13 protein-coding genes are annotated in these 13,206 nt (G+C 28.2%); 10 read left to right on the top strand and 3 right to left on the bottom strand.

Annotation, left to right across the window (positions count from 1 at the left end; genetic code table 4):
- The first annotated feature begins 39 nt into the window (after positions 1–39).
- The 10 genes from prfA (at position 40) to ACSH4Z_RS01110 (ending at position 9,675) form a co-directional block, all read left to right on the top strand.
- Positions 40–1,119, top strand: coding sequence for a peptide chain release factor 1 (gene prfA, locus ACSH4Z_RS01155; protein WP_438340791.1), 1,080 nt, complete (start codon positions 40–42; stop codon positions 1,117–1,119).
- Positions 1,119–1,829, top strand: coding sequence for a peptide chain release factor N(5)-glutamine methyltransferase (locus ACSH4Z_RS01150; protein ID WP_438340790.1), 711 nt, complete (start codon positions 1,119–1,121; stop codon positions 1,827–1,829). The genes prfA and ACSH4Z_RS01150 overlap by 1 nt, the downstream gene beginning before the upstream one ends.
- A 35-nt stretch (positions 1,830–1,864) precedes the next feature.
- Positions 1,865–2,971 carry a molecular chaperone DnaJ gene (gene dnaJ, locus ACSH4Z_RS01145; protein ID WP_438340789.1) on the top strand — a complete coding sequence of 369 codons (1,107 nt, stop codon included), beginning with the start codon at positions 1,865–1,867 and terminating at the stop codon, positions 2,969–2,971.
- A gap of 90 nt (positions 2,972–3,061) precedes the next feature.
- Positions 3,062–4,903: a type I DNA topoisomerase gene (gene topA, locus ACSH4Z_RS01140; RefSeq protein ID WP_438340788.1), complete on the top strand. Its 1,842-nt coding sequence runs from the start codon at positions 3,062–3,064 to the stop codon at positions 4,901–4,903.
- Positions 4,904–4,984: 81 nt separating this feature from the next.
- Positions 4,985–6,094, top strand: coding sequence for a hypothetical protein (locus ACSH4Z_RS01135; RefSeq protein ID WP_438340787.1), 1,110 nt, complete (start codon positions 4,985–4,987; stop codon positions 6,092–6,094).
- 3 nt (positions 6,095–6,097) lie between these two features.
- Positions 6,098–6,388, top strand: coding sequence for a hypothetical protein (locus ACSH4Z_RS01130; RefSeq protein WP_438340786.1), 291 nt, complete (start codon positions 6,098–6,100; stop codon positions 6,386–6,388).
- Positions 6,388–7,056: a (d)CMP kinase gene (gene cmk / locus ACSH4Z_RS01125; protein WP_438340785.1), complete on the top strand. Its 669-nt coding sequence runs from the start codon at positions 6,388–6,390 to the stop codon at positions 7,054–7,056. The genes ACSH4Z_RS01130 and cmk overlap by 1 nt, the downstream gene beginning before the upstream one ends.
- Positions 7,056–8,372 (top strand): ribosome biogenesis GTPase Der, encoded by a 1,317-nt coding sequence (gene der / locus ACSH4Z_RS01120; protein ID WP_438340784.1) that lies wholly within the window; start codon positions 7,056–7,058, stop codon positions 8,370–8,372. The genes cmk and der overlap by 1 nt, the downstream gene beginning before the upstream one ends.
- Before the next feature lie 2 nt (positions 8,373–8,374).
- A complete protein-coding gene (locus ACSH4Z_RS01115) occupies positions 8,375–9,349 on the top strand; it encodes an NAD(P)H-dependent glycerol-3-phosphate dehydrogenase (RefSeq protein WP_438340783.1) in 975 nt (324 codons plus the stop codon).
- A gap of 29 nt (positions 9,350–9,378) precedes the next feature.
- Positions 9,379–9,675, top strand: coding sequence for an HU family DNA-binding protein (locus ACSH4Z_RS01110; RefSeq protein ID WP_438340782.1), 297 nt, complete (start codon positions 9,379–9,381; stop codon positions 9,673–9,675).
- Here the strand turns inward: ACSH4Z_RS01110 and recU are convergent.
- The 3 genes from recU to ACSH4Z_RS01095 are packed head-to-tail and all read right to left on the bottom strand — an operon-like array spanning position 9,665 to position 13,187.
- Entirely contained in the window at positions 9,665–10,168 is a 504-nt protein-coding gene (recU, locus tag ACSH4Z_RS01105) for a Holliday junction resolvase RecU (protein ID WP_438340781.1), read from the bottom strand. The two genes, ACSH4Z_RS01110 and recU, sit on opposite strands and share 11 nt — an antisense overlap.
- A gap of 51 nt (positions 10,169–10,219) precedes the next feature.
- Positions 10,220–12,346, bottom strand: a complete 2,127-nt coding sequence (locus tag ACSH4Z_RS01100; RefSeq protein WP_438340780.1) for a UU173 family protein — start codon at positions 12,344–12,346, stop codon at positions 10,220–10,222.
- Complete coding sequence (locus ACSH4Z_RS01095; protein WP_438340779.1) at positions 12,336–13,187, bottom strand: MAGa7180 family putative nuclease; 852 nt, start codon at positions 13,185–13,187, stop codon at positions 12,336–12,338. The genes ACSH4Z_RS01100 and ACSH4Z_RS01095 overlap by 11 nt, the downstream gene beginning before the upstream one ends.
- Positions 13,188–13,206: the final 19 nt, after the last annotated feature.

Below are 13,206 nucleotides of genomic sequence, written 5' to 3'. Positions count from 1 at the left end.
GACGCAAATTATAGTAATTTAAAATATACTTTTATTACTATGGAAAAAACAATGTATGAATCTCTATGCTCAATAAAGAAGCAATTCCTGGAATTAGAACAAAAACTAAACGATCCTGAAATCTATAACAACATCAAACAATACACAAAAATATCTAAAGAAAAAGCAAGCATTGAAGATATCTATGTATCATTCAAAAAATACCAAGATATTGAAGAACTATACTTATTATCAAAAGATATTATTAACAATGAAAAAGATGCTGAATTGATTGAATTAGCAAGAAATGATATTAATAGACAAATAGAACAGATGCATGAACTCGAAGAAACAATAAAAGAATTACTATTGCCAGTTGATGAAAACGATGAAAGAGATGTTATTGTGGAAATTCGCGGGGCTGCTGGTGGCGATGAGGCCAATATTTTTTCAGGCGATTTATTTAGAATGTACCAAAAATTTTGTGAAGAAATGGGATTTAAAATAAAAATTATTGATTACACATACGGTTCAGCAGGTGGATATAGTCAGATAGTTTTTAGTATAAAGGGTGAAAAAGTGTTTTCAAAAATGAAATTTGAAAGAGGAGTTCATCGAGTCCAAAGAGTACCATTAACTGAAACACAGGGAAGAGTTCATACTTCAACAGCGACAGTTACGGTTTTACCTGAAGTAGATGATAACGTTCATATCGAAATTAAGCCTGATGAAATCGAGATTGATGTGTTTAGATCTTCAGGAGCAGGAGGCCAGTCAGTTAACACAACAGACTCTGCAGTTAGAATTACACACAAACCATCTGGAATAGTAGTTACATCACAGGACGAAAGAAGTCAAATCCAAAATAAAGAAACTGCTTTAAAAGTATTAAAAAGTAGACTTTATGAACTAGAAGTTCAAAAGCGCGAAGAAGAAGAAAGTGGACTTCGAAAACTTGCGGGTACTGGGGAAAGAAGTGAAAAAATTAGAACTTACAACTATCCACAAGATCGGGTTACAGATCATAGAATCGGGTTTTCAACTTCCTTAAAAATAGTTATGGAAGGTGATTTGAAAAAAATTATTGAGGCGTTAATTGCCGATGAAAAAGCTCACAAAATAAAAGAAGCAGGTTTATAATGATTAAAAAAGAGGTATTGCTACAAGAAAAAAGAAGATATGAGCTACCTCTTTTTGTTTCAAAAAAGGAAGAAAAATTATTAAAAAAGGACTATCCGGTACAAAAAATTATCGGATATCAAACAATGCAAAATATCCATATCGATATTAGATATAATGTATTAATTCCACGATACGAAACAGAAGAGGTTATCATCGAATCATATAATTACATTAGCAAATATTCTGATGTCCTAGATTTATGCTGCGGTTCAGGTTTTATTGGTCTTGCTATTTGCAAAAATATAGGATGTAATGTAACATTATCAGATATTTCAAGACAAGCAATCAAACAAACTAAATTAAATGCAAAAATTAATAATCTATCAAAATACAATATTATAAGAAGTAATTTATTTAAAAAAATAAACAAAAAATTTGATTTAATTATCTCCAACCCACCCTATTTAAATAAGAAACATTTATTTTCTTCTTCTTTAAAATGAGAACCAAAGCAAGCGCTATTTGCCAAGGATAATGGATTATTTTTTTATAAAAAAATTACAAAAGAGGCACCGAATTTCTTAAAAAATAATGGTTACTTAATTCTTGAAATTGATGATTATGCTAAAGAATGAATTGAAAAGGAATATTCTAATGTTACATTTAAAAAAGATATTAATAAAAATTTTAGAATTGCAATTCTAAAATATGATGACCTTAAAAAATAGCACTCTAATTAAAAATGTGCTAAAATTTTATTATTATGATGAATAAAAGAGACTATTATGAAGTTTTAGGCATAAATAAAAGTGCGACTGAAAAGGAAATCAAAGCTGCCTACCGTAAATTGGCAATGCAATATCATCCAGACAAAAACAAAAATGCTGATGCTGAAGAAAAATTTAAAGAAATATCAGAAGCATATGAAATTTTATCAGACACAAATAAAAGAGCAAAATATGATAAATTTGGTCATAACGCCTTTGATGCTAATGGATATCAATTCGGGGATTCGGAGGATATTTTCCGTAGTTTTTTTGAGGGTTTTGGCGGAGGTTTTTCTGGTGCCGATATCTTTGGGGATATTTTTGGATCATTTTCAAATTTTGATGAATCAAACCATCAAAGAGGTCAAGATCTACAACTAATATTAAACATTGATTTTGAAGATGCACTATATGGAAAAACAATTGATCTTAACCTGGATAAATATGAGGTTTGCGGTCATTGTAAGGGCAGCGGTGCAGACACCCTTTCTGATGTAATTTTATGTAATAATTGCCATGGTTCTGGAAAAATACAACAAAGAGTTGCAATATTTACTACCATAAAGCCATGTCCAGTATGTTTAGGATTGGGCAAGAAAATAAATAAGATATGCCATCAATGCCACGGCAAAAAAACAGTAAATTCAAAGACTATTCAAAAGATAAATATTCCGGTGGGGATTGAGGATGGGGATACAATTAGAATTGTTGGTTTTGGAAAACCTTCATCAAACGGAAATAATATTGGAGATTTATATATAGTATTCGCTATTAAACCTAGCAAAAAATACAAAAAAATAAATAATGATCTTTACATTGAAATGCCTTTATCAATTAAGAGCTTATTACTCGAAGAGGAAATTAATGTTCCAACACCATACGGAACAAAAAAAATTAAGTTAGACCATAGCATTAAAATAAATGAACCATTTAAAATCAAAAATTGCGGATACCCATATAAAAATTCTAGTTCCAAGGGCGATTTATTCATTAAATTTGATTTATATGTTCCTAAATTAAGCAAGAGCGATAATTCTCAAATTAAGGAAATATTTAAAAATACAAGTGATACAAAACGAGAAGAATGATTAAAAAAATTCTAATCGTTTTTTTAATTCGTTTTTTAAAATAAAATTGTGCTATTATTTTTGATAACATTTTAAAATATTTTACTCAGAAGAGAGGCTTAGCTTATGTCAGAAAAAATAATGATTGTCGAATCACCAAATAAAATTAAAACAATTCAAAAAATTGTTGGTGATCAAATTAAAGTTATTGCTAGTTCAGGGCATATTTTAAAAATGGCAACATCGGGCACAAATAATCTTGGAATAGATTTCGAAAATTGAGAACCAGAGATGATTCCTGATCCAATGAAAAAGTCAACCATTTCAGATTTAAAAAAAGCAACTAAAAATGCTAGCGAAGTTCTAATTGCAACTGACCCCGATCGCGAAGGCGAAGCAATAGCAAGTAATCTAATTTCAACCTTAAAATTAAAAGATAAATACAAAAGAATAAGATATAATGAAATTACAGATGAAGCAATAAAATTAGCAGTTGAAAATCCTTCTGAAATAGACGAAAACCTTGTAAGAGCACAAAAGTCAAGAAGGATGCTAGATAGAATTATAGGCTTTAGACTATCACAATTAATGATGCAAAAAGTAAAAAATGCTCCTACTAACCCTTCGGCAGGAAGAGTGCAATCCATTGCTTTAAAACTAGTTTGTGATCGTGAGCGCGAAATTGAAACATTTGATCCAATAATTTATTCAAAAATTGAAGCAATTATAGATAATGATGTCAACATTCCTTTGTACTTAAAAAAAGACAAAAAATATGAAGATAATACTTGGTTAACCAATGAACAAGGTGAAAAAATACTTTTTGAATTATTAAATAGCAACTATGAACTAATTGTTGATGACATCAATGTTTCTAAACGCAAGGAATCAGCTTATACACCTTTTAAACAATCAGTTTTATACAAGGAAGCAAAACACAATTCCCAGGCAGTGCAATCATCAGCCCAAAAACTTTTTGAAAACGGGTTAATTTCATACCCCAGAACTGATTCAACTAGATTAAGTGAAACATTTGTTAAAAAAGCTCGTAAATACATAACTGAACAATATGGTAGCCAATATGTAGCTAAAGAAATAAAAGGTTTTTCTGGCGCTCAAGATGCTCACGAAGCAATTAGACCCACATACATTGAATTAACACCAGAATTAGCATTACAAAAGTATAATCTTAACAATATCGATTTTGAAATATATAAGATGATTTATGATAAAACAATAATGTCACTAATGAGCTGTCCTGAAAAAGAAATTGTAAGATTTAATTTACATAACGGGAACAATAATTTTAGAATGTCGTATAGTAGAATACTTTTTGACGGTTATTATATTTATTCAGGCAAAGAGTCATTAATTAATATTCCAAATATTAAAATTGGCGATATCATCAAGGCAAAAGATTTTATTAAAGAGGACAAAAAAACATTACCGCCTGCACGTTATAGTGAAGGTTCATTAATTAAAAAACTTGATGATATTAAAGTTGGAAGGCCTTCAACATTTGCTTCAACAATAAAAGTATTAAAACAAAGAATATTTGTTGAACCAATTGACGGACATCTAGTACCCACAGAATTCGGAAAGGTTGTTCTTGAAAAACTTTTAACAAGTTTCCCAAGAACTATCAATGAAGAATATACAGCTAAGGTTGAGGAAAAATTAGACTTAATTTCAGAAGGAAAAGAAGAATACAAAACTTTAATGAAAAAATTCTGAGATAGTTTCAATGAACGCTATGAAGATATAAAGGATCAATTAAATGTTACCATTTTGGAGCCAGCCAAACCTAATGAAAGCTGCCCTTTATGCAATGCAGAACTCGTTTATCGCTATACAAAACTAACTAAACAAAAATTTATTGGTTGCTCTGCTTTCCCTAAATGCAATTTTATTAAGAACATTGATAATCCTGTAAAAAAATTCTACAGAAGAAAAAAAGCAAAAAAATAATAAAATACATAAGTTCGTAAAATACTATGTATTTTATTTTTATTTTATTTAAAAAAAATATTAATATGTAAAATATTAATCATGAAAAATAGGCAAAAGAAAGCTAGGGGAAAATCAGACTTTTGAACACTTTTTGTAATACCAACTGTCACTCTATCTGCAGTAGCGGGTGCTATATATTATATTGTTAAAAATAGTCAAACAATCCAAAAAGAATTTTGGTCAATTGATAAATTCAATAATAAAGCCAAGGAAATTCTCTTAGAAAAAAATATCATAGGATCGTTGCAAGCTAAGAATTTGTATGAAGATTTTAAAAATCAACAAAAACTTGCAGAAATCCGAACTAAAGATTTTGATAACACTTATAAAGATATTATTAAAATGAACAAGAGCAAACTTACTTTTGAACAAAGAAAAATCCTCAATAATCGGCCAAAACCATTTGACGCGGATAAATTTTTAAAAAACAAAATTAATATTATCCTCGATTTTGAAAAATCAAAGTTTTTAGATTTTCATTTTACAGATGTTGAAAGAATTCAGAATAACCCTTTTGACCTTAGAATTCATTATGAAGTTTTTTTAAATTATGAATATGCAAGTGGAGTTTTTGAAACAAATAAAATAAAATCCACCCCTGAATCAAAATACTATTATAAATCAAGCCAAGTTGTAACTTTTTTATCAAATACCTTAAAAACACATCAAGGCACAGAATTTTCAAAAGAATGACCAAAAATTAAAAAAGAAGCCGAAAAGATTGTAAGCAAATATGATGAGATAAACAAAAAAATTAAAGAAAAAATTCTGAAATATGAAGAAAAACGAAAAGACATTAATGAAAAAGAATCAAAAACTCCTTTGGAAATGCAGGAATTAGAAGATTTAAAAATTAAAATTAATAACTTAAAACAGGAAGTAGATAAAATCTTCAAGGCCAATAATTTTCAAGAAGAAATTTTTTCATGATTTGTTAAGGCGATAAATGAAACTAACGCTGCACAAGATATATATCCAAAGAAAACTTTTAAAATTGTTCCGTTTAAAGAAAAAGATAATGACCAATATGTTTTATGAAATCCGAAAAAAGGTGTTAATGAATTGACCATCAAATATCAGTTTGTTAATATTAATAACAAAAAAATTAAAAGCAATAATGAAATAAAAATTTTCACCTTGGATGTTTAAAATATGAGTAAGGATAAGGAAAATTATAAGAATTTAAAGGCCATCATCAAAAGCGATCATCAAGTCGCAATAAAACTAATTAAAGTAGCGCAAAAATACAACCTTGACATCGACCAAAACGATTTGCTTAATAAATTAAATAATAATCAATCTGATGATATCACACTATTAATCAAAAATTTAATCTATTTGCTAAAAAAACAACCAATCCAAGAAAAATTTAAACCTATCAAACTAAAAACTGATAAACAACTAGAAAAACTCATAAAAGACTTTAGGAAGGAAAATAAGTAATGAAAAATAAAATTAATATCGCAATAGATGGACCTAGCGGCGTAGGCAAAACTGTTATGGCCAGAATGCTGGCTAGTGAGTTAAATTACATTTTTATAAGTAGCGGAAATTTATATCGTGCTATTGCATATAATGCTATATTAAATGGCATTGATTCTAATAACGAATCAGAAATTAATAAAGCATGAAATTTTGAGGACTTATTCATAACAAAAGATGAAAAAATTTTTCTAAGAGGAGAAGATATTACTCTAAAAATTCGTGAGGATAGAGTTTCTTTGTATGCATCAGAAATTGCCAAATATCAATCTGTACGTTTAAAAGTTAACACATTCATTCAAAAAAAAGGCGCACAAGAAAAGGGAATAATTGTCGATGGAAGAGATGCTACTTACCGTATTCTTCCAGATGCAGAAGCAAAATTCTTCTTATGAGCCACACCAGAAGTTAGAGCTCATCGTCGTTTAAAGCAAAATAATTTACTTGGTATAGAGTCCCAATATGATGAGATTTTAGAATCAATTAAAATAAGAGATGAAAATGATACAAACCGTGATATAGATCCATTAATAGAAAGTGAAGGCAGTATAAGGATTGACTCAACAAATATGAGTGTGGATGAAAACTTTTTAGTAATGCTAAAAGAGGTCAAGAAGAGGTTAAACTAATGAAAAATACAATAGCGTTAATAGGAAAGCCTAATGTCGGAAAATCAACTCTTTTTAACAAAATAATTGATAAAAGAAAATCAATTGTTTATGATACTCCTGGAGTTACTAGAGATAGAATTTATCATAGCGCAAAATGGTCTGGATATGATTTTAATATTATTGATACCGGAGGAATAACACAAGAAAACGAAGACTTTAAAGAGCAAATTAAAAAACAAGCAGAAGTAGCAATCAATGAATCTGAAATTATCGTTTTCATAGTTGATGGTAGAGAACCGATCACATCAGAAGATTTTTTTGTCGCTAGTTTATTAAGAAAATCAAACAAAAAAGTTTTGCTTGTTTTAAATAAGCTAGAATCAAATATAAAAACATTTTTTGATAATCAAATATATAAATTGGGGTTTCAAAGCATTTTTCCAATAAGCGCTATTCATGGCGATGGAGTTGGCGATTTGCTAGATGAAATAGTTAAAAATCTAAATTTTAATGATGATAAACAAACAAATCATTTTAAACTTACCATATTAGGCTCGCCTAATGTCGGAAAATCCACGCTACTTAACACCCTTACCAATGAGGAACGTTCTATTGTATCGAATATTGCTGGAACAACTAGAGATTCTGTCTCTTCAATAATAAAAATTGAAAATGAGGAATTTGAAATTATTGATACAGCAGGTATTAAAAGAAAAAGTAAATTATCCAATAGCATCGAGCACTATGCATTAATGCGAGCCACAGATTCAATACAGGAAGCTGATTTATGTTTATTAATGTTGGATGCCACAGAAGAAGTTAGTCATTTTAGCCAAAATATTATTGGGATTGCCTATGATTTAAAAAAACCATTAATTATTATTGTAAATAAATGAGATTTAATTGAAAAAGATACCAATACAATGGATATTTACAAAAAAAACCTTTCTAAGAAATTAAAATTTGTAGATTGAGCACCTATTGTTTTTATATCCGCTAAGAACAGAGTCAGAATAAGCAAACTAAAAGATGAAATAATTAAAATTAAAAACAATATTTCTAGAAAAATAGTTACCAATCAATTGAATTCAGTAATGATGACTGCACAAATGATAAAACCTGCTTCACCCATTAAGGGTAAAAGATTATCAATAACCTTTGCAAGACAAATTGATGGAAAAATTCCAACTTTTTTATTATTTGTAAATGATGAAAAATGTGCGCACTTTACGTATTTAAGATATATAGAAAACCAAATAAGGCAAAATTTTGATTTCAGTGGAACACCTATTACCCTTATACTAAAAAATAAAAATAAAAAAGAGGACAAATAATTATGAAAAAAAGAATAGCTATTCTTGGTAGCGGGGCAATGGGTACTGCATGTGGAAATGTTTTAGCTGAAAACGGACATGACGTTATATTTTATGGCATCAATGATAATGAATTGCAGGACCTTGAAAAGGGCTTTAATAAAAAATATTTTGATAATAAATTAATTACCAATTTCAAAACAACAAAAATCCTTGAAAAGGCAATAGAAAATGTTGAATTTATCATCATAGCAATACCTTCAAGATTTATTCCACCTGTTTTTGAAGAATTAATAAAATTAATCAAAAACGACGTAACAATTATTAATGTAATAAAAGGTTTTTGGCCTAATACAAACAGTTTTGTACATAACAAAATGGCTGAAATGGCAAAAGATAACATAAACATCAAAGGCATAACTTCATTAATCGGTCCTTCCTTTGCTATTGATATAATAAATAAACACATAACAATTGTCAATGTCGTTTCAAAGGATATAAATAAAGCTAATGAAGTTAAAACGATATTCACAAATGACTGATTTGCGGTTTCGGCTATTGATGATGTTATTGGTGCTGAAATAGGCTCAATATATAAAAATATACTAGCAATAGCATCGGGCATAATCGCATCATTAGGATATTCGACCAATACACAGGCAGCGCTATTAACTATGGGATTAAAAGAAATGGTAAAATATGGAAAATTTTTAGGCGCTAAAACCGAAACAATATATGATTTATGTGGCTTGGGCGACTTAATTCTTACAGGATTATCAGAAAAATCAAGAAACTACCAATATGGTTTAAACTTCCTAAAAAATAAAATAGATGATAGCCAAACAACCGTCGAAGGGTTATATGCCCTAAAATATATTTATCATCAAAATATATCTAAAAATAAACTAAATTTACCATTAATAGAAGGAATTTACAAAATAGTATATAATAAAGAAAATCCCCAAATTATTATTAATAGCTTAATTAAAAGGGTTTAAACTATTTATTAAATTAAGGAGTCTGAATAATGACAAAGAGAGAATTAATTAAAAAAACATCGGAAGAAACGGGCTTTCAACAAGCAATGGTTGAATCAATTTTTGATCAAGTTGTCGATATCATTATTGAAGAGTTAGCTAATTCAAGACAAATAACTATTTCAGGTTTCGGCGTTTTTTCCTCCAAATATGTAGCTGCAAAAACCCAACAGCATAACATTACAAAAGAGGAAATTGAAGTTCCTTCAAAAATGGACCCAAGATTTAAGTTTTCAGATGTTTTAAAATCAAAAGTTGATGAAATATATCAAAAAATTAAAAAGTAATATTCTCAACTATGTTCAATATTCCAGGAAAAGATAATGATAATTTTTTTCCTCAACACAAGGCTTCTTCATAGTGAAGGGCTTTTTTTGTTTTAAATTTTTCCTGCAAAATATGATGTTCAATTAACAAAAATAAATTTTTAGGCTTAAAATAAATTATTCAAAAAGCAATACCATTATGCTTTTTAATAAGATCAAGGTATTCAATTTGATGCTGTTTAATATTATTAAAAGGTAAAACATCCGATTCAGTACTTTTGGCCTCAAATGCCAAAAACCTTCCTTTATATATTCCATAATAATCAACAGAGCTTTTGCTGCTGATTATTGCATTATCTAGTTTCAACTTTTTATCATGCAATTGAACAGATTTAAAAGTAATATCAAGATTCTTCTTATGGATAATACAAATGCTATTCTTAAAATAAAACTCTCTCGTTTGATTGATGATTGTTTCTAATAACATACCGCGATTTTTGAAATTAGCTTTCATGTTAGAATTACAACAAAAAAACAATAAAATTTTTCCTTGTTTTTTCTCTAATTATTTATTGTATTTATAAAAATTCTCAAAATATTCGTCCTTATTTTTTAACAAATACTTAACTAGCTCTGCAGCCATTAACATTGCCATAACATCATTATGACAATAAATTTTTAGATCTTTAATTTTTCGGTTTCATTCATTATCCTTAATAAGATTTAGGGCTCTTGTCGTAGCAATTGTTAGCGCCTCCGAACCATTTTTAACATTAAGTTTTGAATATGGAGTGATATTATATTTTAAATGTTTATTTAAATTATTATTTGTTACAAAATATTCAATCTTTTTTATTGAATATGATCCATTAATATATCCTAGATTTATCATTCTATCTACAACAAAAATTTTCTGTTTTCGTCCAGAAAAAAAATTGCATATGTCAACAAGACGGTTTACAATAAAATCAATTTTTTTTGCATATTCATTAAATTGAATCTCGTCTAATTTATTTTGCAAACAATAAATATGAAGCGACTCTTTTATTTCAAGTAATCTGCTCTTCTCATAATTTATATTGTAAATAATATAATATGAAATTTCTTGGTCATATAAATCATCGATAATTTTTTTATATGTATTGATATCAAAAGTTAAAGGATCATAAACATAATCATTACTTTCATAAATTTCATCATTCTGCGTCTTTACAATTGATGTTTGAGATATTACTTGATTTCATGCTGGCAAATAATCGAGCATTGGAGTAGGTAATGTTACACCTTCAAAATCAAACCAAGCAATCTTGGCATTCTTATCCGTTATTACATTATACTCATAAATGCTTTGTATTTCTGGATTTATAGAAATAAGATTATTATCATAAAATTCACTAACAGTTCTTTTTGTTAGCAAATCAACATCATTATTTAAACCGGAAATTAGCTTTAATATTTTTTTGCTTCCAAATTTATATTTAGGGAACTGTTTTTCAACTAATTTATAAAAGAAAATATTCGAATTAAAATTGTCAATGAAATCATCCTTAGTTAAAGTTCAATCCATTTGTAGTGAATCTCTATTATTAATCAAATAAATAAACTCTTTAAATGAACACGTATAATCACTTATATTTTTTGTGTGCTCTTCAATATTTGCCAATCTTTTCTCATTAAAATCGTATCCAGCGGAAATCAATTCACCTTTAACATGGTCAATGATTGATAAATTATTTGTTTTTTTTGATCTTACTGGTTTTGTATATGCAAAATTAGGATCACAAATATATTTAGCTTCAACTTCATCCTCGGATAATAAGACTTTATCATTAGGTTTAATATCTACGCCGCCTTTATTTGGAGAACAATATTTTGACAGATTGAACTTTAGGATATTTTTTCTTACATTCTTTTTCTTTTGATATCTAGGTTTTAACAAAAATATCTCATTAATATCACTATTTAGTGATTTGGTGATGATATTATAATTTCAATATGCCTTTAATAGATTTTTTCTATTCGTTTTTTGCGAATAAATTAAATCACCAAAATGTTTTAATTTTGTATCATAGAAAGCAACTTTTGCATAACAAGATTGATATTCAAAGGCCGGGTTTATAATCAAGCGAAAATTTTCATTTATTGATTTAATTGTATCAGCTAATACATCATCCTGCTTTTGCTTCAATGATATATATTTGATTTCTTCGTCCTTTATATGATATCTTTCTTTATAAAAATCAACTAAAAAATCAATTGCCTGATCATAAACGGTATCTAAGCCTGAGGAAAGAATATTAACTGTTGTAAAAATGGAAAAAAGAAAATTTAAATTTTTATATACATCTTCATCAACTGTGTTATTAATTAATTCATGATTATTACGAACTGTTTCCTTTAAAAAATCTATTTTTTCCAGGGTGTCGAGTTCTTGAATATAGTCTTGCTTTTCCTTATCTAAATATTTAGATGCAAACTCGTTTGAAATATTGTCTATTTTATCAAAATAAAAGTTAATAAGTTCATGGTTGACACTAGAATCATTATCGTCCTCTAAATCAAAATTAAAATTACCTGCAAAAATTTCATGGCTTGAATCTAAATTGCCATCAATGCTATTAAATACTAACCATGGGTGTGTAGTATTAGCAACTAAAAAATCGCTAAATGAATATCTTACCTTATTTTTCATACTCTGCCACAGCCTTGCCTTCATTAACTCACTCTAGATATAATTTTTTTCATTCATCATAATTCTTACATTCTAAATATTTTACAATATCAACATCTATACTATTATTTCAAGTGGGACTAATACCTAATTTTGTGTATTTATCATATCATTTTTTGCATGCTGCCATATCATCCAAGACTTGTTCTTCATTTACCTCAAAAGGTCAACCCTTAACAACTCGATTATTTATGTCAACTAAATTAGGGTCTTTGTAATCTTCTTCTTCTAAAAAACAAGCAATAATTGCAAAATGTTTGGCCCCCATCAAATACGAATATAATTGTGCTTGTTTTAAATAAGCAACATTAATCATACCTTGTTTCCAAGATTCAAGTTTTTTACTTCCGACGGTTTTTATCTCAATAATCATCTTCTTTTCAGCAATATAGCCATCTGGTAATCCGCCAAAGAAAACATTATTTTTGAAATAATCATAGTTAAACTTTTCGGCAGGGAACCGTTGAATAGGTAAATTGAATGATTTTTCAATTTTTTCAAGAATTTTAGGTTCTAGAATAACTCCGGCATTTACATATTTCGGATCCAATACTGGAAATCTAAAATTAGCTATTCTCGCAAATGCAGCAAAAGGGCTATTAAACTGAGTTAGTTTTAAAATATCTCCAAGAGCTGAACCAGTTATTTTTCTAAAACCGCCAAATTCACCGGGTTTTTTTGATAATAAGTTTTTATGGTATTCAGCAGTTAATTTAACTGTTTTTGTTTCATGATCAACTACATATTGATTGCCGTTATAATGCAAGCGGTTGGGAATAATTATTTTCTTTTCTTCATTCATTTATTTACCTCACTTATAC

This window comes from Mycoplasma sp. 125, from assembly GCF_051549845.1.
GTDB lineage: Bacteria > Bacillota_I > Bacilli_A > Mycoplasmatales > Metamycoplasmataceae > Metamycoplasma.
The sequence above is the reverse complement of the archived record's forward strand: the minus strand, read 5'-3'. Positions and strand labels throughout refer to the sequence as shown.